Origin of the sequence: Flavobacterium zhairuonense (genome assembly GCF_004352915.1) — a bacterium.
GTDB lineage: Bacteria > Bacteroidota > Bacteroidia > Flavobacteriales > Flavobacteriaceae > Flavobacterium > Flavobacterium zhairuonense.
Genome location: NZ_SJSY01000074.1, coordinates 245,705 through 265,928 on the forward strand (window position 1 = coordinate 245,705; position 20,224 = coordinate 265,928).

Annotated in this window: 20 protein-coding genes and 1 pseudogene; 16 read left to right on the forward strand and 5 right to left on the reverse strand. The window is 33.2% G+C overall.

All coding sequences use genetic code 11. The annotated features are described in order from the left end of the window. Nucleotides 1-12 precede the first annotated feature (12 nt). Nucleotides 13-762 carry a glycosyltransferase gene (locus tag EYY60_RS15405; protein ID WP_235832348.1) on the reverse strand — a complete coding sequence of 250 codons (750 nt, stop codon included), beginning with the start codon at nucleotides 760-762 and terminating at the stop codon, nucleotides 13-15. A gap of 63 nt (nucleotides 763-825) precedes the next feature. On the opposite strand from EYY60_RS15405, the gene EYY60_RS15410 reads away from it, so the two are divergent. After that, nucleotides 826-1,551, forward strand: a complete 726-nt coding sequence (locus EYY60_RS15410; RefSeq protein ID WP_132990209.1) for a polysaccharide deacetylase family protein — start codon at nucleotides 826-828, stop codon at nucleotides 1,549-1,551. Here EYY60_RS15410 and EYY60_RS15415 read toward each other — a convergent pair. Then, nucleotides 1,543-2,292, reverse strand: coding sequence for a glycosyltransferase family 2 protein (locus EYY60_RS15415; protein WP_132990210.1), 750 nt, complete (start codon nucleotides 2,290-2,292; stop codon nucleotides 1,543-1,545). The genes EYY60_RS15410 and EYY60_RS15415 overlap by 9 nt on opposite strands. Before the next feature lie 128 nt (nucleotides 2,293-2,420). Further along, a complete protein-coding gene (locus EYY60_RS15420) occupies nucleotides 2,421-3,236 on the reverse strand; it encodes a 2,3,4,5-tetrahydropyridine-2,6-dicarboxylate N-succinyltransferase (RefSeq protein WP_132990211.1) in 816 nt (271 codons plus the stop codon). Between the two features lie 286 nt (nucleotides 3,237-3,522). On the opposite strand from EYY60_RS15420, the gene EYY60_RS15425 reads away from it, so the two are divergent. From EYY60_RS15425 to EYY60_RS15445, 5 genes are all read left to right on the forward strand, one after another. After that, nucleotides 3,523-4,152: a PAS domain-containing protein gene (locus tag EYY60_RS15425; protein WP_132990212.1), complete on the forward strand. Its 630-nt coding sequence runs from the start codon at nucleotides 3,523-3,525 to the stop codon at nucleotides 4,150-4,152. 152 nt (nucleotides 4,153-4,304) lie between these two features. Further along, on the forward strand, nucleotides 4,305-4,544 hold the full coding sequence (locus EYY60_RS15430; RefSeq protein WP_132990213.1) for a hypothetical protein: 240 nt from the start codon (nucleotides 4,305-4,307) through the stop codon (nucleotides 4,542-4,544). Further along, on the forward strand, nucleotides 4,540-4,821 hold the full coding sequence (locus EYY60_RS15435) for a type II toxin-antitoxin system RelE/ParE family toxin (RefSeq protein WP_132990214.1): 282 nt from the start codon (nucleotides 4,540-4,542) through the stop codon (nucleotides 4,819-4,821). Before EYY60_RS15430 ends, EYY60_RS15435 begins: the two co-directional genes overlap by 5 nt. 23 nt (nucleotides 4,822-4,844) lie before the next feature. Beyond that, nucleotides 4,845-5,261 carry a Holliday junction resolvase RuvX gene (gene ruvX, locus EYY60_RS15440; RefSeq protein WP_132990215.1) on the forward strand — a complete coding sequence of 139 codons (417 nt, stop codon included), beginning with the start codon at nucleotides 4,845-4,847 and terminating at the stop codon, nucleotides 5,259-5,261. 126 nt (nucleotides 5,262-5,387) lie between these two features. Further along, nucleotides 5,388-6,881 (forward strand): malate:quinone oxidoreductase, encoded by a 1,494-nt coding sequence (locus EYY60_RS15445; RefSeq protein ID WP_132990216.1) that lies wholly within the window; start codon nucleotides 5,388-5,390, stop codon nucleotides 6,879-6,881. 41 nt (nucleotides 6,882-6,922) lie between these two features. Here EYY60_RS15445 and EYY60_RS15450 read toward each other — a convergent pair whose 3' ends face one another. Continuing rightward, complete coding sequence (locus EYY60_RS15450; protein ID WP_132990217.1) at nucleotides 6,923-9,145, reverse strand: FUSC family protein; 2,223 nt, start codon at nucleotides 9,143-9,145, stop codon at nucleotides 6,923-6,925. A gap of 203 nt (nucleotides 9,146-9,348) precedes the next feature. Here EYY60_RS15450 and def point away from each other — a divergent pair, with 203 nt between their 5' ends. The 3 genes from def (at nucleotide 9,349) to mazG (ending at nucleotide 11,348) form a co-directional block, all read left to right on the forward strand. After that, a complete protein-coding gene (def, locus tag EYY60_RS15455; RefSeq protein ID WP_132990218.1) occupies nucleotides 9,349-9,939 on the forward strand; it encodes a peptide deformylase in 591 nt (196 codons plus the stop codon). Between the two features lie 58 nt (nucleotides 9,940-9,997). Then, nucleotides 9,998-10,480 carry a DUF5606 family protein gene (locus EYY60_RS15460; RefSeq protein ID WP_132990219.1) on the forward strand — a complete coding sequence of 161 codons (483 nt, stop codon included), beginning with the start codon at nucleotides 9,998-10,000 and terminating at the stop codon, nucleotides 10,478-10,480. 97 nt (nucleotides 10,481-10,577) lie between these two features. After that, nucleotides 10,578-11,348 (forward strand): nucleoside triphosphate pyrophosphohydrolase, encoded by a 771-nt coding sequence (gene mazG, locus EYY60_RS15465; RefSeq protein WP_132990220.1) that lies wholly within the window; start codon nucleotides 10,578-10,580, stop codon nucleotides 11,346-11,348. Here mazG and EYY60_RS15470 read toward each other — a convergent pair whose 3' ends face one another. Beyond that, complete coding sequence (locus tag EYY60_RS15470) at nucleotides 11,349-12,029, reverse strand: Crp/Fnr family transcriptional regulator (protein WP_132990221.1); 681 nt, start codon at nucleotides 12,027-12,029, stop codon at nucleotides 11,349-11,351. A gap of 194 nt (nucleotides 12,030-12,223) precedes the next feature. Between EYY60_RS15470 and EYY60_RS15475 the strand changes: the two genes are divergently transcribed. The 7 genes and pseudogenes from EYY60_RS15475 to EYY60_RS15505 all read left to right on the forward strand — a co-directional run bounded on the left by EYY60_RS15475 (nucleotide 12,224) and on the right by EYY60_RS15505 (nucleotide 20,138). Continuing rightward, nucleotides 12,224-14,611, forward strand: a complete 2,388-nt coding sequence (locus tag EYY60_RS15475) for a heavy metal translocating P-type ATPase (protein ID WP_132990222.1) — start codon at nucleotides 12,224-12,226, stop codon at nucleotides 14,609-14,611. A 116-nt stretch (nucleotides 14,612-14,727) separates the two neighbouring features. Next, nucleotides 14,728-14,919 (forward strand): cbb3-type cytochrome oxidase assembly protein CcoS, encoded by a 192-nt coding sequence (ccoS, locus tag EYY60_RS15480; RefSeq protein ID WP_026729281.1) that lies wholly within the window; start codon nucleotides 14,728-14,730, stop codon nucleotides 14,917-14,919. A 2-nt stretch (nucleotides 14,920-14,921) separates the two neighbouring features. Continuing rightward, the gene (gene ccoN, locus EYY60_RS15485) at nucleotides 14,922-17,108 is read left to right on the forward strand and encodes a cytochrome-c oxidase, cbb3-type subunit I (protein ID WP_132990223.1); all 2,187 of its coding nucleotides are present in this window, start codon (nucleotides 14,922-14,924) and stop codon (nucleotides 17,106-17,108) included. 7 nt (nucleotides 17,109-17,115) lie between these two features. Next, nucleotides 17,116-17,309 (forward strand): annotated as a pseudogene (locus tag EYY60_RS15490) (CcoQ/FixQ family Cbb3-type cytochrome c oxidase assembly chaperone). Nucleotide 17,310: 1 nt separating this feature from the next. Beyond that, the gene (locus EYY60_RS15495; protein WP_132990225.1) at nucleotides 17,311-18,252 is read left to right on the forward strand and encodes a cbb3-type cytochrome c oxidase N-terminal domain-containing protein; all 942 of its coding nucleotides are present in this window, start codon (nucleotides 17,311-17,313) and stop codon (nucleotides 18,250-18,252) included. Nucleotides 18,253-18,257: 5 nt separating this feature from the next. Next, on the forward strand, nucleotides 18,258-19,676 hold the full coding sequence (gene ccoG, locus EYY60_RS15500; RefSeq protein WP_132990226.1) for a cytochrome c oxidase accessory protein CcoG: 1,419 nt from the start codon (nucleotides 18,258-18,260) through the stop codon (nucleotides 19,674-19,676). Nucleotides 19,677-19,688: 12 nt separating this feature from the next. Beyond that, on the forward strand, nucleotides 19,689-20,138 hold the full coding sequence (locus EYY60_RS15505; protein ID WP_132990227.1) for a FixH family protein: 450 nt from the start codon (nucleotides 19,689-19,691) through the stop codon (nucleotides 20,136-20,138). Nucleotides 20,139-20,224: the final 86 nt, after the last annotated feature.

Genomic DNA, 20,224 nt, shown 5'->3' on the forward strand with positions numbered 1-20,224 from the left:
TGTTGAGAAAAATCAATCCATATTACGATATAACAGCCATAGGATAAAATAACGTTTTAATATAGAAAAAGCATATATATAAGCTAAAATAAATCCTTCACGACCATTAAGAAAACCTAATTTCAGAAAAAATTGATTTATAAAAATGAAAAATGGTTTTATAAAAAAATGATAAATATTGGGTCTCTTGTTTTTCTTAAACAAAACTAAAGCCTCTTCTTTTCGTACTATATTTACTCTGTTGCTAAAATCATCAAAATTTTTGTATGCAAAAGATTCTATTTTGTTTTTGAAGCGTTTTGGTCTCTTAAATAGGCTATTATATGCACTTTGGGTAAAGGAGTGTCTCGTTTTGTCAAAAATCAAGAGCTTCTTTCGGGTTAAAAACACGCCATATTTTATTGTTTTTCCAAAGAAAAATAAGGTTTGCCCAGCAAAATACGATGCTTGAGTTTTTGGTTTGGAAATTTCAGAACTCATTTCGTTTATGAGTTTCTCAGAAAGATGATCTGTACAGTTAAGTAATACTACCCAATTGTTTTTTGCAGACTCAATTGCTGATTTTATACAATCAGCTTTCAATTTGTCGTTTTGCGTAATAACAGTCGCACCCAATTCTTTTGCAATTTCAACACTTTTATCCGTGCTGTTATTGTCAATTAGAATGATCTCATTGGCAAATGATAAATTGTCGAAATGCTTTTTTATGTAGGTCTCGTCATTGTAACAAAGAGAGATGATGCTTATTTTTTCGGCCAACACGATTTCTGATTTTTTCGCCAAAAATAATGTTAAAAACCATAACTTTGTCGAAAATTAATTAAAATGTCTAAATTATCAATTTTAATGTACCACAATGTATGCCAATCTGCTTCAGATTGTAATAAATTGACAGTTTCGGTACAAAATTTAGAAAGACAATTTCAATATTTAAGAGACAATAATTATAAGACATTTCATTTTTCTGAATTAGAAAAAATGGAAACGATTCCTCAAAAAAGCATTATCCTAACTTTTGACGACGTAACTGAAAATCAGTTAATTTTTGCTCTGCCTTTATTAAAAAAATACAACTTAAAAGCCAGTTTCTTTATTCCCTTTAAATACATAGGAAAAACGGATTCATGGAATAAAGATACAGGAGAACCAGAGCAAAAAATTATGTCTGTGGAGCAATTAAAAGAATTGCCAAGTGATATAATTGAGCTGGGTTATCATTCGTATGGGCATAACAAATATGAAATGCTAAGCGCGGCAGAAATCGAAAATGATTTTTTAAACTGCGAAGAGGAAATCAAAAAGCATAACCTTAAAGTATTTCCCGCACTTGCATATCCGTACGGGAATTACCAAAAAGAAGGTGTCGAAAATGCAAATTTCAAAACATTACTCAAGGAAAATAAGATGAAATTTGGGTTAAAAATAGGAAATAGACCTAATGCATTTCCATTTAAAGACAATTATGAAATCAAACGTATTGATATTAAAGGATTCGATAACTTAATGATTTTCAAATTGAAAATACGATTTGGAAAATTGAAATTATTCTAGATCTTTTTCAAGCAATACCATTTTTGCATATCTAGAAAAAACGCCATACGCATCAATCGAAGCGGCAGCTAATCCCGGAACACCATCAAGATAAACTCTTTTTACAAAGTAAGTATGGAAAAATCGGTAAAAAGGTTTAAAGAATAATAGAAAAAGAGTTGCTTTTTTTCCTTTTTGGTGTGACATTTTGGCCTGAAACCATGCATATTTATCTTTTTTGTAAATAAAATTGAACAGACCTTTATAGGTGTAGTGTATCATGTAGTTTTTAAGTACAGGCGGCTTTGATTTTACAACTAATTTCTCATGCACTTCATTTTCAAAACGAAGATTTTCATTTTTCATCAAGCGCGTTACTTTATCGGTGTAATGAAATAAGAAGCGGTCCATAAAAAAGTGAGGAAACCAGATTCTGTAGGCATCAGATTTATTTGAATGGATGCTCTCTAGAATCTCATCTCTAAGTTCAGGAGTAACTCTTTCATCGGCATCAAGAAAAAGAATCCATTCACCTTTTGCAGATTCAATGGCATGATTTCTTTGATTCGAATAATTATCGAATTTTCTAAAAAGAAGTTCAGCGCCAAGATCTATAACAATTTCAGCAGTTGCATCAGTGCTATGAGAATCTAAAACAATTATTTCATCGGCAAATGCGACAGATTTTATTGCATCACTAATATGGGATTCCTCATTATAAGTTAATATAATGACAGATAATTTTTTATTTTTAGTAGACATAAACGGGCAGTTTTAAATCTTGTAAAATTTGTGCAATAGTATAATTTTTTTTTCTGATAATGCAAAAAAAAATCCAAATTCCAATTATTACATTGGAATTTGGATTTTTAATTTGATTTTTTTTAAATCTACACCGCAACGTCGTATTCGCGAAGTGCATTATTTAATGAAGTTTTTAAATCTGTAGATGGTTTGCGAGTACCAATAATCAATGCACACGGAACTTGGAATTCTCCAGCCGCAAATTTCTTAGTGTAACTTCCAGGAATTACAACAGAACGTGCAGGAACAAAACCTTTCATTTCAACCGGCTCATCACCAGTAACGTCGATAATTTTTGTTGAAGCAGTCAAGCAAACGTTAGCACCAAGAACAGCTTCTTTGCCCACGTGAACTCCTTCTACAACAATACAACGAGAACCAATAAAGGCACCATCTTCAATGATAACTGGAGCAGCTTGCAATGGTTCAAGAACGCCGCCAATTCCAACACCACCGCTTAAGTGTACGTTTTTTCCAATTTGTGCACAGCTTCCAACAGTTGCCCAAGTATCAACCATAGTTCCTTCGTCAACATAAGCACCAATATTTACGTAACTTGGCATCAAGATAACACCGCTAGAAATGTATGCTCCGTAACGCGCAACAGCATTTGGCACTACACGAATTCCTTTTTCAGCATATCCTCTTTTTAGCAACATTTTGTCGTGGTATTCAAAAATACCAGACTCCCATGTTTCCATTTTTTGAATTGGGAAATACATTACAACCGCTTTCTTAACCCATTCGTTTACTTGCCAGCCTTCGCCAACAGGTTCAGCAACACGTAATTTTCCTGCATCTACTAGTTCGATAACTTCTCTGATAGCATCAGTTGTAGCAGTTTCTTGTAATAAAGCTCTGTTTTCCCAAGCTTGTTCAATTATAGTCTGTAAAGAATTCATAAGTTTTAATTTTTGGCAAAGATAAGGTATTTGTGCAAAAGCGAAAAAGTAAAACCTTTTGAAAGTGTTATGCGTGTAACATTTTGTTGTGAATTTGATAAATAAAATAATTTCTAAATTAATCTATAACTTTTGGAATACCTCTAGAAGTTTTTTTTATATCAAAATATGACATAAATCAGATTTTGTCTTTTTTCTTCAGATTAATTTCGCGCCGTTAATTTCAATGAAAACAATTGAAATTGATTGAACTACTCCAAAACAAATTAATAAGTACGACAACATTATGAATCAGGAAAATCAACTTCAAGGCAAAATTGCAATAATCGATAAAGAAGTTACTTGGGACAAGACACAGGTTATTATGAGTAAAACAAATGCCTTTGGTATTATTGAATATGCTAATGAAGTCTTTGTCGATGTTTCAGGTTACGAAGATTATGAATTAATGGGACAACCTCATAATATTATACGTCATCCAGATATGCCAAAAGTTATTTTTAAAGTGCTTTGGGAGAATCTGAAACAAGGGAAAAACTTTCATGCCATTGTAAAAAATCTAGCAAAATCTGGCAGATATTACTGGGTTATTACCGATTTTGAAATTGCAAAAGATGAGAATGGCGTAATTGTAAATTATTTTGGAAGAAGGCAATCGGTTCCTCATGAGGTGATTTCATTGCATATTGAGCCGTTGTATAAAAAACTTTTGCAGATTGAAGCGGCCAGCGGTGTTGAATTCAGTGAAAAATATTTAATCGGATTTCTGGAAGAGAAAAAGAGGACGTACGTTGAATATATTAAGGAGTTGATTCTTGAGCATGAAAAATCACAATCTAAATTTGTGCAATATGAACAGCAAGCAGAGGAAGAAGAGGAGGAAAGAGGTTTTTTTAGAAGATTATTTAATAGGTAGATTTGAATTTTTAGGTTTTGAATATTTTGGAAGAATCCGCTTTGAAGTTTTTTAAAGCGGTTTTTTATTTTAAATATCCAATTGCTGTAATGTTAAATATGGAAAATTCGCGTAGAAAATGCACTATATTTGTATTGTAAAATAAAAATATTATGGAAGCAATTAGATTAGAATTTCAGCCAGAAATCAAAGATAAGATCTTGAAATTATTAAGTTCGTTTTCTTCTGATGAATTGAAGATAGTTGAGGAGAATAATTTTGTTGATCCTAATTTTATTAAAAACAAAAGAAAGCTCGAAGCCGCAGCGGCTAAAATTGATAACGGCACGGCAAAGTTTTATTCATTTGAGGAAGTCGATGAAATCTTAGAAAAAACTATCTCTAAATATTAAAGTTAGTTTTACTGAAGATTTTATATTGCAACTAAAAGAACAGATAAGATATATAGCGAAAGATAAACCAATTGCAGCAAGAAAATTTAAAAAGGATCTGCTTAAAAATATTAAAAAAGATTTAGTAAGCCCTTTTCACTTTAAAAAGTCCATTTATTTTAAAGAAGAAAAATATAGAGACTATGTTTTTAAGGGCTACACTGTAGTTATTAGAATTGAATCAGAAATAGATATTGTTTATATTATTGGTATTCTAAAATACAATGAATTGTTTTAAAGTAAACCTGCTAAAAAAATAAAATGCCAAGAATTCTCTCCATAGACTACGGACAAAAACGTACCGGAATTGCTGTTACCGATGAAATGCAAATAATTGCATCAGGTTTGACTACAATTCCGACACATACTTTGATTGATTTTTTAAAAGATTATTTTGCCAAAGAAAAAGTCGAAGCAGTTTTAATTGGCGAACCAAAACAAATGAATGGACAGCCTTCGGAAAGTGCTTCTATTATAAAAGGTTTTGTAACTCATTTTTCAAATGTTTTTCCTGACATGAAAGTGGTTCGTGTTGATGAGCGTTTTACTTCAAAAATGGCATTTCAAACCATGATCGACAGCGGACTCAGCAAAAAACAGCGTCAAAACAAAGGACTGATCGATGAAATTTCTGCAACGATTATGCTTCAAGACTATCTTTCTTCTAATCGATTTTAGGTTTACGGCTTAAAAATTTCACTTTATTTAGAAAAAAATATGATTTCCTAACTTTTATCATGCAAAATTTAGTTTTTTTTTGCGATTGAAAAAAGTACCTTTGCATTTTTAAAAACAAATACTGTTATGCCTGACAATACAATACGTTCCAATAGTGATGTAGTGCTTATTGGAGCTGGAATTATGAGTGCGACTCTTGGATTAATTTTGAAAGAGCTGCAACCGGATATTAAAATTGAAATTTACGAAAGATTGGACGTTGCCGCCGCAGAAAGTTCTGATGCATGGAATAATGCAGGGACGGGGCATTCTGCTTTTTGTGAATTGAATTATACACCAGAAAAGGCAGATGGAAGTATTGATCCTAAAAAAGCAATCAGCATAGCAGAATCTTTTGAAATCTCACGCCAGTTTTGGTCTTATTTAGTGCAGGAAAAAAAAGTTCCTTCTCCAGAGAATTTCATAAAAAGTGTTCCGCATATGAGTTTTGTGTGGGGCGATAAAAACGTTGAATATTTAAAAACGAGATTCGCTGCTTTACAAAGCAATCCAATTTTTTCTGAAATGGAATTCAGCACTGATTTTGAGCAGTTGAAAAAATGGATGCCATTAGTGATGGAAGGCAGAGAAAATGATCAAAAATTGGCAGCTACATATATGGAAATTGGTACCGATGTTAATTTCGGGGCTTTGACCAGAAGCATGTTCAATTATCTTGAAAAATTAGACGGCGTAAGTTTATATTTTAATCACGAGGTTAAAAAATTAAGACAGCGCGAAGATAAATCTTGGAGAATCAAAATTACGGATCTTTCTACTGGACAAAAACGCAAAGCATATACTGGTTTTGTATTTATTGGAGCAGGAGGTGGTTCATTGCCATTATTAGAAAAAGCCGATGTTCCGGAAGGAAAAGGATACGGAGGATTTCCAGTAAGTGGGCAATGGTTGAAATGTACAAATCCAGAAGTTATTGCAAAACACCAAGCTAAAGTTTACGGAAAAGCTAGCGTTGGAGCTCCTCCAATGTCAGTGCCACATATTGATACCCGTGTAATTGATGGCGAAAAAGCATTGCTTTTTGGTCCATTTGCAGGTTTTTCAACTCGTTTCTTGAAAAATGGTTCTTATTTAGATTTGCCATTGTCTATAAAGTCAAACAATTTGATTCCGATGTTGGCAGCTGGATATCACAATATTCCGTTGACAAAATATTTAATCGAGCAAGTGCGCCAGTCGCCAAAAGACAGAATGAAAGCACTTCGCGAATATTTGCCTTCTGCGCGTTCTAAAGATTGGAAACTTGAAAAAGCAGGTCAGCGTGTTCAAGTAATCAAAAAAGATGAAAAAGAGGGTGGAGTTTTAGAATTTGGTACTGAGGTAATCAATACACACGATGGAACTCTTGCAGTTCTTTTAGGTGCTTCGCCTGGAGCATCAACTGCTGTAGCAATTATGGTGGATCTAGTAAGTAGATGTTTTGCAAATCAAATTAAGTCACCAGAATGGGAGGCAAAATTGAAAAAAATGATTCCTTCTTATGGTCAAACTTTGAATGACAAACCAGAGCTTTTAGCTCAACTTAGGAAAGAAACTTCAGAAGTTTTGAAGCTTAATTAAACTTAAAGTTATATATAAAAAAAACAGCAAATCCAGATGAATTAATCTGGATTTGTTGCTTTTAGCTCTTTTGTAATTTTTAAAATCTTTTCGGCTAGATTGCTCATCCATATTAATTGTTCAATTACCATTTGAGCTTCCTGCATTTTGGCTTGGCGCGTTTCTTTGTCGAGTTCATCGTCCGCAGCGAGGCGTGTAAAGTTTTTGCGTTTTAATTCTTCAAATTGCAGTGTAACGTCTTCTTTGTCGAAAAACGTATCCTTAATAATCATTTCGTTTCTCAAAATAGAAATCGACTGATCCAAATTAGATAAAATCGTTTTGATAATATAATTAAAAGAATCTGATGCCGATGTAGTTTGATGTGATTGAATATAAGTTGATAGAGACGCCAAAGCAGATAAAATAGAGTGATTCAGCACAACCAATTTATTTACCAAAGGCATTGTTTTTTGCTTTGATTTTGGCTCTTGCATCATTCGTTGAAAAGATGTCATTAAATTGCCAATTTCAACAAAAGCATGTTTTCTTGCTAGTCGATATGAAGTTGGGACTTCTCCTTTTTTATTGTAAAAATCAGCAATTTCTTTAAGATAATTTCGATTTGCCCGAATTGAATTTTCAATATGTATGGGCGTATTTATAAATTCCCACGCCGGCCATAAAAATTGATTGGCAATAAAGGCCAAAATAGCTCCTGCAAGCGAATCTAAAATCCTGAATTGAATTACCTCAACAACATTTGGCGTCAAAATTCCGTAAATAAAAACGACGTACATAGTAACAAAGGTTGCACTGATTTTGTAATTGATTTGTGTAAATGAGATTCCCAAAAGCATGCAGACAATTGAAAAGATGCTCAACGCAATGTGATTTTGAATGACAGACACAATTCCGAAGGCGATAACACCTCCCAAAATGGTTCCGAAAATCCTGTTATAAGAGCGTTCTTTTGTCAATCCATAACCTGGACGCATGATCACAACGATTGTCAACAAAATCCAATAGACATTTTGAAACGGAAGTATTTTTCCAATTAAAAAACCAATTAAAATTGTAATTGTCAATCGTATCGAATGCCTGAAAATAGAAGATGAAAAAGTTAGGTTTTCAATCAATGTGCGCAACGGATAATATTGCGGAGTCAAGAATTTTTCTAACTCTTTGTCCTTGTCTTTTAGTTTGTAAGATTGCATTGCCAACGAAAAAGCACGCTGAATGATTTTGATTTTTCCAACTTGGTTTTTGGCATAATTCAGCATATTGGTCAACATCAAAACGCCTTCTGAAGCTTCATCTTTTCCTAAGCTTTTTTCATAATCAAAAATGGCAAATTCAAGAGCGTCCAATTCATTTTTCAGATCATTTTTATCGACATAAACTGCAATATGATGTACATTTTTAGAAAGTTTTTTTAAAGTCGATGCCAGTTTGTAGGCTACATTTTGATAAGTGCGAAGTACTTCGGGATGTTTGGCAAATTTTTCATGAAGTTTGCTGTGATCAAATGAAGTATAAAGCGCAAGCTCTTGAATTTCGACTAAAGTGATAAAAACTAAAAGCATTTTACGGTTTTGAGCCGTCGTACCAGATGCATTTTGGTTTCCAATCAGCATTTTTCTTAAATCTTCATGAATCAAATTCAATTCAACTTGAACGGCTAATTGTTTTTCTGTAATGGCATCTTTATTGGCTTCGGGATTCCATAAATCACCTCTTAATTTCAAATATTTTGCTGTAAGTTTTATTCCTTCTGCAATTTCTAATTCGACATATTTATAAGGTTGTATAAAATGAAAAACAAGCGAAACAATTAGGTATAAAATTCCTCCAATAAAAATAAATGCAGCATATTCAATCGCTTGCCAGCCTTGGTTTAAATGTCCAAATGATAATGAAATCGACAACAAGGCAGAAAATGATACAAGTGTTGCACGTTGTCCATAAACCGAAATCATTGAACATAAAAACAATAAAACACCTAAGAAGGGATAAAATAAGAATGGGTACGGATAAGCAAAATTTACAAGTAAAGTCACTCCAGAGACAATAAATGAAGCAACAATAAGGCCTTTTATTTTGTGGCTCAACGAACTTGGAATATCACTTGGATAGGTATAAAAAGCGCCAAGCGCTATGGTAAACCCAATCTCAAAATGTCCAAAGAAATTTAAAATCACAACAGGAACTACAGAAGCAATAGTTACTTTTGAGGCGTTTAAGAAAGAAGTACTGTTCGTGAATTTCGAGATGCGATCAAACATATATAGAGGTTTACTAACAAAGGTAAGAATTGTACGAATTAATTTGGCATAATTATAGATGAGATTTTAACATATGAGCAAAAAATAAGATATAATATGTTGTTTGAAATCATTCGTAGACTATTTTTTACTATTTTTGCCAGCTGAATTGAGGTAAACTAAAATTCAGTTTTTACAGTAGATAATGCAATAAAATAATACAAATGATTTTACCAATTGTAGGATATGGTGATCCTGTTTTAAGAAAAGTAGGTGTGGCAATTACGCCAGAATATCCAAACCTAAAAGAAACAATAGCAAACATGTATGAAACCATGTACAATGCTTACGGTGTTGGGCTTGCTGCGCCGCAGGTAGGTTTAGCAATTCGTTTGTTTGTTATTGATACAACTCCTTTTAGTGAAGATGATGATGTGGAGTCTGATGAGGCTAAAGAATTAAAAGGATTCAAAAAAACTTTTATCAACGCTAAAATCGTTAAGGAAGAAGGGGAAGAGTGGAGCTTTAATGAAGGATGCCTTAGTATTCCTGATGTTCGTGAAGATGTCTATAGAAAACCAACCGTTACGATTGAGTATTGTGAAGAGGATTTTGTGATGAAGACCGAAGTTTTTGACGGATTGATAGCAAGAGTTATTCAACATGAGTATGATCATATCGAGGGAGTTTTGTTTACCGATAAAATATCTTCTTTGAAAAAGCGTTTGATTCAAAAGAAATTGAAAAATATCACCGAAGGAAAGACTTTTCAAGAATACAGAATGAAATTTGCAGCTGCTAAAAAAGGAAGATAATCATTCGGAAGCAGCGAAAACATACAATAAAAATTCCTAATACTAATATTAATAAAACATGAATTTAGACAAAATTTTAGCCATTTCAGGGAAACCAGGTTTATATGTACTTAAAGTTCAGACTCGTACAGGTTTTGTGGCGGAATCATTAACAGATGGAAAAAAAATCACAGTAAACTTAAAAAGCAATGTAAGTTTATTGTCAGAAATTTCAATTTATACATACGAAGGCGAAAAACCATTAACTGAAGTAATGCAAAAAATTGCGACTAAAGAAAATAAAGGTCAAGCGATTTCGCACAAAGAAGACAATGCTACTTTAAATGCTTATTTTAAAGAAATTTTGCCTGATTATGACGAAGAGAGAGTGTATCCTTCTGATATTAAAAAAGTATTAAACTGGTACAATACGCTTCAAGTAAAAGGATTGGTTACAGATTTAGCGCCAGCTGCAGCAGAAACAGTTGAAGAAGCTCCAGTAGTAGAAGAAAAACCTAAAAAAGCGCCTGCTAAAAAAGCAAAAGCTAAAAAAGAAGAATAGTAGTTACTACTTTTAAATATATTGATCCTGTTGAGATGTTTTCTTGACAGGATTTTTTACTTTTACACTATTCCGTCACAATTCAAAAAACATTAAAATGAGCAAGGAACTTCAGCTTAAAGCTTTCGAAAGGTTATTAATTATCATGGATGAACTTCGTGAGCAATGTCCGTGGGATAAAAAACAAACATTGCAGACTTTGCGTCATTTGACAATCGAAGAAACATACGAGCTTGGAGATGCTATTTTAGATAATGATTTAAACGAAGTTAAAAAAGAGCTCGGAGATTTGTTGCTTCATATTGTTTTTTATGCCAAAATAGGCTCAGAAACCAATGATTTTGATATTGCTGATGTATGTAATGAAATTTGCGATAAATTGATTCATCGTCATCCTCATATTTACAGCGATACCATTGTAAAAGATGAAGAAGAAGTCAAACAGAATTGGGAGAAACTCAAATTAAAAGAAGGCAAAAAATCAGTTTTAGAAGGTGTTCCAAGAAGTCTTCCTGCATTAGTAAAAGCAAGCCGAATTCAAGATAAAGTAAAAGGTGTTGGATTTGACTGGGAAGAACCGCATCAAGTTTGGGACAAAGTACAGGAAGAATTAGAAGAACTTCAAGTTGAAGTAAAATCAGGAAATCAGGATAAAATTGAAGCCGAATTTGGCGATGTTTTATTCTCAATGATCAATTACGCCCGATTTTTAAATATAAATCCCGAAGATGCTTTGGAACGAACTAATAAAAAATTCATCAAGCGTTTTCAATATTTAGAGAGCAAAGCCAGTGAATTAGGAAAACCTCTTTCAGAAATGACTTTGGCTGAAATGGATGTCTTTTGGAATGAAGCTAAAAAGCTTTAATTATTCGGCCATTTTTTTTAATGCTCGAACATTTTTGAGCATAATTTTTTTTCCAACAAGTTCAATTAGTTCTAATTTGTTGAAATCAGATAATAAACGAATACAGCTTTCAGTTGCTGTACCAATAATTCCTGCAAGTTCTTCGCGAGTAAGTTGAACTTTCAAGGTTTTATCCTCATTTTCTCCAAATTCGTCATGAAGATGCAATAAAGTTTCGGCTAAACGTTGTTTTACAGTTTTTTGGACTAAAGCAATTTTGTCGTTTTCAGATTCTTTCAAATCTTCACAAATAGATTGCATCAAATTCAATGAAAATTGATTGTTGTTATTGAAAAAATGTATGATTTCAGATTTCGGAATAAAGCAAACTTCCATATCAGCAATTGCTTTTGCAGATAAATTAGCTGGTTCATTGCTGATCATAGAACGCTGGCCTAAAAGTTCGCCAGACTTTACCAATTTTACAATCTGGTCTTTTCCGTTCGCGCTCAATTTTGATAATTTCCCAACGCCATCTTTCACGCAAAATACTCCATTAGTAACTTCCCCTTCCTCAAAAATAGCTTCCCCTTTTTTAATCGAGTAACTTGTTTTGCTATTCGCTAATTTGATAACTTCTTCTTTACTAAGGGCTTTTAAAGACGACAATTGGCGTACAATACATTGATCACATTTATTCATCGTAATATAATTTAGTGCAAAATTAACCAATATTCGCATTGAAAAACATTAAAATCAGAAGAAAAATTTTACGGATGTAATTTGCCTATTTTATTTTATTAAATTAGAATTTGATTTCATTTTCATATGATAAATGTCATATTTATAGTTAATTCTTATTTGGAATATTTGTTACATTAAAAAAGAAACAAATTATGACTGAGCAGAGCTGTTTTCATTGTGGAATCGATATTCCTAAAAATGAAGAAATCAATTTTGATGAAAAAAAGTTTTGTTGCGCCGGCTGTAAAACCGTCTATGAAATTTTTAGCCTTCATGATTTAACCTGCTATTATGATTTTGAAAAATCGCCAGGTGCTACTCCGCAAGACATTCAAGGAAAATATGATTTTTTGGATAATGAAGCAATTGCTTCAAAAATAATCGATTTTCAAGAAGGTAATACTTCGATAGTTTCTTTAAATATTCCGCACATACATTGCAGTTCTTGTATTTGGATTCTGGAAAATCTGAACAGAATTCAGCCAGGAATTAGCATGTCGCAAGTTAATTTTCCACAAAAAAAAGTCCGAATTACATTTAACTCTGAGCTAGTTTCGCTCAAATCGATAGCGTATTTGCTGAGTTCGATAGGATATGAGCCGTATATCAGTCTCGAAAATTATGAAACAGGGAAAAGCAATGTTGACCGAAGTTTGACGTATAAATTGGGAGTCGCATTTTTTTGTTTTGGAAACATTATGTTGCTATCATTTCCGGAATATTTCGAAATCAAAGAATTTTGGTTGGATAATTACAAGCCTTTTTTTAGGATTTTGATTTTTTTGTTGGCTTTGCCAAGTTTTTTATATTCAGCGAGCGGTTATTATGTTTCGGCATATAAAAGTATAAAGTCAAGAATGCTGAATATTGATATTCCGATTGCGCTGGGAATTATTGTAATGTTTGTCAGAAGTACTTTTGATATCGTAATGAATTACGGAGGAGGTTTTTTTGACAGTCTTACAGGTTTAGTTTTCTTCATGCTTCTAGGAAAAATGTTCCAAATCAAAACCTATAGTTTCTTAAGTTTTGAAAGAGATTTTAAATCGTATTTTCCAATTGCAGTTACAAGAATCAATTCAGATACTTCTGAAGAAAGTGTACCTATTTATGATGTCTTAAAAGGAAACAGATTATTGATCAGAAATCAAGAATTGATTCCAGTTGATGGTATTTTGATCAGCGAAAAAGCCGAAATTGATTATAGTTTTGTTACCGGAGAAGCAGTTCCAATTACCAAAAAATCAGGAGATAAAGTCTTCGCTGGTGGAAAACAGATTGGAAAAGTTATCGAAATGGAAGTATTGCATTCGGTTTCTCAAAGTTATCTTACGCAATTATGGAGCAATGAAATTTTCCAGAAAAAAGTCATTCAAAAACACAAAACAATTACAGATAAAATCAGTCGATATTTTACTCCGATATTATTATTGATCGCTTTTGCTGGATTTGGTTATTGGATATTTATTGATGCCAATACCGCTTTTAATGTTTTTACTGCAGTTTTAATTGTGGCTTGTCCTTGCGCGCTGGCGCTAACGGCTCCATTTACTTTTGGAAATATTCTCAGAATTATGGGAAAACAAAAAATGTATCTTAAAAATGCTTTGGTAATAGAGCAATTGGCAAAAGTTGATACTATTGTTTTTGATAAAACAGGAACGATTACAACAAATAAAAAGTCAAATATTATTTATGAAGGAACTGTGATTTCGGAGGAAAATATGATTTTATTGAAAAATGTGCTACGTGCTTCAAATCATCCATTAAGCAGAATGTTGTATGATTTTCTGCCAGAAACAAATCGAATCAAAATTGATGAATTTCAAGAAATCACAGGAAAAGGATTATTGGCTACAGCTGAAAGTAAAACAATAAAAGTTGGTTCGGCAACATTTGTTGAAAGCCCAGATTTAGATACATCAGAAATTGAAAAAACGGCTCTTCATGTCAAAATAAACGATATATATTACGGACAATTTAATTTCCAAAATCAATATAGAGATGGCCTTGCAACGTTATTTTCGACTTTAAGCCAAAATTACAAGCTAAAAGTGCTTTCAGGAGATAATGACGGAGAAAGAGCTAATCTTGAAAATATTCTTCCAAAAGGTACGGAGCTTATTTTTAATCAAAAACCGGAACAAAAACTAGAATTCATTAAAAAGCTCCAAGAAGAAGGGCAGAATGTTATGATGGTTGGTGATGGCTTGAATGATGCCGGAGCATTGGCGCAAAGTAATATTGGAATCTCAATTTCAGAGAATGTGAATGTTTTTTCTCCCGCCTGTGATGCAATTTTAGATGCAAATGAATTTTCAAGATTGGATTATTTTTTAAAATTATCGCATAAATCGATTCTGATTATTAAAATGAGTTTCGTTTTATCACTGCTGTATAATATCGTGGGACTTGCCTTTGCCATCACAGGTAATCTGTTGCCATTAGTAGCGGCGATCATTATGCCGTTGAGCACTATTACGATCGTAAGTTTTGTGACTTTGATGTCTAACTATTTCAGTAAGAGCAATTTAAATTGATTATAAATAATTCTGAGGAGTTTTTTTACTAAATTTATCATAAGTCTTTGTACTATGATAATTATCATATTTTATACAATAGTAACCTACTAATTTTGTTAACATAAATTTAAGGTATGAGTGTAATTTATCTATTAATTTCAGTAAGTATTTTCGTAGCAATCGGGTTCTTCATTGCTTTTATCATCGCTGTCAAATCGGGACAGTATGATGATGATTATACGCCTTCTGTCAGAATGCTTTTTGACGACGAAACCAAAATTACTCCCCAGAAAAATATTTCACCAACCGAAGAAAAACAAGTATAATTATGGAAATGGAACAGTTTTATTACGACAACAAAATTGTAAAAAAATTCATTTATGCCACTATCCTCTTTGGAGTAGTAGGTATGTTAGTGGGACTGACCTTAGCGGTTATGTACCTTTTTCCCAACATGACAGATGGAATCTCTTGGTTGAGCTACGGCCGATTGAGACCTTTGCATACAAATGCGGTTATTTTTGCCTTTGTAGGGAATGCCTTTTTTGCGGGTTTATATTACTCGCTCCAGCGTTTGCTGAAAGCCAGAATGTTCAGTGATTTTTTAAGCAATCTGCATTTCTGGGGTTGGCAGTTGATCATTGTTGCTGCCGCTATTACGCTGCCATTAGGTTATACTTCTTCAAAAGAATATGCAGAGTTAGAATGGCCTATTGATATTGCAATTGCCGTGATCTGGGTAGTTATGGGAATTAATATGATAGGTACAATGCTTCGCAGACGAGAGAGACATTTATATGTTGCGATCTGGTTTTATTTGGCCACATTTGTAACAGTAGCTGTACTTCATATTTTTAATAATATCGAATTGCCAGTTTCTGCTTTAAAAAGTTATTCAGTTTACGCTGGTGTTCAGGATGCCTTGGTGCAGTGGTGGTACGGGCATAATGCGGTTGCATTTTTCTTGACAACACCATTTTTAGGATTGATGTATTATTTTGTTCCTAAAATAGCCAACCGACCTATTTATTCTTATAGATTATCTATTATTCACTTTTGGTCATTAATCTTTATCTACATTTGGGCAGGACCACACCATTTATTGTATTCTGCTTTGCCAAATTGGGCTCAAAATTTAGGTGTAGTATTCTCTGTAATGCTTATTGCTCCATCTTGGGGAGGTATGATCAACGGACTTTTAACTTTAAGAGGTGCGTGGGACAAAGTTCGTGAAGAACCAGTTTTAAAATTCTTTGTTGTTGCAATTACAGGCTACGGAATGGCAACTTTTGAAGGTCCAATGCTTTCTTTCAAAAATGTAAACGCTATTGCGCATTATACAGACTGGATTATAGCACACGTACACGTAGGAGCATTAGCATGGAACGGATTTATGTCATTTGCTATTATTTATTGGTTGATTCCAAGAATGACAAAAAGCACTTTGTTCTCTAAAAAACTGGCTAATTTCCATTTCTGGATTGGAACCTTAGGGATTATTTTGTATGCACTTCCAATGTATGTGGCAGGTTTCCAGCAAGCATCTATGTGGAAACAATTTAATCCAGATGGAACTTTGACTTATGGAAATTTCCTTGAAACAGTTACTGCAATTATGCCATTATACTGGATGAGAGCAATTGGAGGTACTTTGTATTTAGTTGGAATGCTGACTTTAGTATACAACATTATAATGACTATTAAAGCAGGAGATACAATTGAAGATGAATTGGCTCAAGCTCCAGCATTGCAAACAATAAGTGGCAACAGACTTAGAGGAGAGAAATTTCATACTTGGCTAGAAAGAAAACCTATTCAATTGACGATTTTGGCTACGATTGCAATCTTGATTGGAGGAATTATTCAAATTGTTCCAACAATTATGGTAAAATCAAATATCCCAACAATTTCAAGCGTGAAACCTTATACACCGTTAGAACTTGAAGGTCGAGATTTATATATCAGAGAAGGTTGTGTGGGTTGTCACTCTCAGTCAGTACGTCCATTCAGAAGTGAAGTAGAACGTTATGGGCCACAATCTAAGGCAGGAGAATTTGTTTATGATCATCCATTTTTATGGGGTTCAAAACGTACAGGTCCAGATTTGCTTAGAGTAGGAGGCAAGTATAATGACAATTGGCATTTCAATCATATGTGGAATCCACAAAGTACTTCTGCAGGTTCAATTATGCCAGGTTATAAATGGTTATTTGACAACAAACCACTGGATATATCATTGACTCAAAAGAAAATGCAAGCGATGGTTTCTCTTGGAGTTCCATACTCAGAGGCTCAAATTGCAAATGCTCAAAAAACATTGAGAGATCAAGCTGTTAAAATTGAGAAGAGCTTAGAAAATGATCCTGATTTCGTGAAAAGTTATGCAGATAGCAAAAAGAAAGCAGAAGCTAAAGGCGAAAAATTTGTTCCAATGAATGAAAGAGAAATTGTAGCCTTGATTGCTTACATACAAAGACTTGGTACTGATATTAAGGTAAAAGAAACTTCTAAATAACAGCATTATGTTTGAACAGATAAAACACAATATGGAGACGATATCGGGTGTAGAAATTTACCCGATTCTCTCTTTAATGATTTTCTTTTTGTTTTTCGTAGGATTGGCCTTTTGGGTGTTTTCATACAAAAAGGAAAAGATTAAAGAAATGAGTGAAATTCCTTTAAACGAGGACTTGGTATAATTTCAAAAGATAAATAAAATGAAAAAATTTTTCCCAGTATATGTAAGAGTACCGCTTATTTTCTTCATCGGTTTTGCTTTGATGGAGTATTTTATTGATTCAGGTGATAAGCCAGCTTTTATAAAATATCCAATGGTTTCAGTCTTTTTGTTTGTATTTCTATTTGTCTTGGTTGCAATTGAAATTACACTTAGTGCAGTAAACAAGGTCTTATACCAATTAATGTCGCCTGAAGAAAAAGCGAAATTGGATTATGAAAATAGTTTGAGCTTAACGGAAAGTACTTGGTTCAAAGAACTAATGCATAAACTGACCAAAACAGAGCCTATGGAAAAAGAAGGCGAATTGTTGATGGATCATGATTATGACGGAATAAAGGAGCTTGATAATAATTTGCCGCCTTGGTGGGTGGGTTTGTTTTACATCTGTATCATTTTCGGCGCTATTTATCTTATTCATTATGAAATTCTTGGGGGAGACAATCAAGAAACAGAATTGAAAAAAGAAATGGCGCAAGCCAAAATTGACGTCGAGGAATATTTAAAAACTGCTCCAGATTTAATGGATGAAAAAACGGTGGTTCTGCTTACTGATGCACCAAGTTTAGCGGCTGGTAAAGAAATCTTCTTGACAAATTGTGCCGCATGCCACAGAGCTGATGCTGGAGGGCAAATTGGTCCAAACTTAACTGACGATAAATGGATTTTAGGTGGAGGTATTAAAAATGTTTTCCATACCATTACAAATGGAGGCCGTGACGGAAAAGGAATGGTTTCTTGGAAAACTAATGGTATGAAGCCAAAAGACATTCAAAAAGTGGCCAGTTATATCTTGTCTTTGCAAGGAAGCAATCCTAAAGATCCTAAAGAAGCTGAAGGAGAAGTTTGGGTAGATGAAAGTGCTCCGAAAAAAGACGCAGTGCCAAGTAATACAAAAGATAGTACAGAAGTTAAAAAATAAAAATCATGTCAAATTTACCAGACGAAGCTTTTAGAGATACCATCGGAACAATTGATGAAGGTGGTAATCGAAAATTTATTTTTCCTAAAAAACCGTCTGGTAAATTCTATGATTATAGAAAGATTGTCAGTTATGTTTTATTGGCCATCTTAGTCGCAAACCCTTTTATAAAAATAAACGGAAACCAATTTATGATGTTCAATGTTATGGAACGTCGTTTTAATATTTTTGGTTTCCCATTTTGGCCACAGGACTTTTATCTTTTTGTGATATCAATGATTGTAGGTGTTGTTTTCGTCATTTTGTTCACAGTGGTTTTTGGAAGGATTTTTTGTGGATGGATTTGTCCGCAGACTATTTTTTTGGAAATGGTTTTCAGAAGAATTGAATATTGGATCGATGGCGACAGAGGCTCACAATCGCGTTTAGCTCGACAAGAATGGGATGCCGAAAAAATCCGAAAAAGACTTCTTAAATGGACTATTTTCTTTTTGATTTCTTTTGGTATTGCAAATGTGTTTTTGGCCTACTTAGTAGGAAGTGATCAATTGTTTTTGATGATCGAGCAAGGTCCTGTAAAACAAGCCAGTAATTTTATAGCATTGCTGATTTTTACTAGTGTTTTTTATTTCGTTTTTGTTTGGTTTCGTGAGCAAGTTTGCATAATTGCTTGTCCTTACGGAAGACTTCAAGGTGTTCTTTTAGATAATAAATCCATAAATGTTGCATACGATTTTGTTCGTGGAGAAAAAGAAACGGGGCGCGGAAAATTCAATAAAAAAGAAGACCGTTCTTTAACCGGAAAAGGCGACTGTATCGATTGTCTTCAATGTGTACATGTTTGCCCAATGGGAATTGATATTCGAAACGGAACTCAATTAGAATGTACAAACTGCACGGCATGTATTGACGAATGTGATCATATAATGGAAAGTGTTGGCTTGCCAAAAGGTCTAATTCGTTATGCTTCTGAAGATGAAATAGCGAAAAAAGAGCCTTTTAAATTCACGGCAAGAATGAAAGGATACACTGCTGTTCTATGCATTTTGTTGAGTGTTTTTGTCGGGATGTTATTTTTAAGAACAAATGTAGAGGCGATTATCTTGCGCTTACCTGGACAATTGTTTCAGCACAAAGGCGAAAATATAAGTAATGTTTATACCTATAAAATCGTTAACAAAACAATGAATGATTACAATGATATTCATTTTGAATTGATTGACCAGAAAGGTGAAATTAAAAATGTTGGAAACAAACATTTCAGAATTAAAAGAGAAGAGACTGCTCAAGGAACTCTTTTCATAGAAATCAATGAAGCCATTCTAGAAAGTGATAAAACGACAGTAAAAATTGGAGTTTACAACGGCAAAGAATTGCTTGAAACTACAAAAACAAACTTTTTAGGTCCAAGAAGTTTTAATTAAAATAATACGATTATGAAAATAAATTGGGGAACAGGAATTGTTATTGCTTTTGCTCTTTTCATGAGCTTTATTTTGTATTTTGTTTTCGAAGTGCAGTCTAATTCAAAGTATGACAATGATTTGGTTGTAGAAGAGTATTACAAACATGATTCACATTTTCAAGAAGAAATGGCTCGTGTTCAAAATGCGCATGATTTACAGCAAAAACCATCAATTACCTCTAGCGATGCTGGTGTAAAAGTAGCTTTTCCAGTAACTTTTGAAAGTGATAAAGTAACTGGAAATATATTGTTGTATCGTCCTTCTAATAAGAAATTTGACTTTAATACTAAAATTGCTTTAACAAATTCAGCTTTAGTAATTCCAAAAAACAAATTGATTAAAGGACGCTGGGATGTTAATATGGAATGGCAATATAACGGCACAAAATATTTGACTAAAGAGGTGATCTACATAAACTAATTTTGGTAAGTCGAAAGTCGAAAGTCAAAAGTCAAAAGTCAAAAGTCAAACTTGAAACATATAACTCATAATTCATAATTCATAAT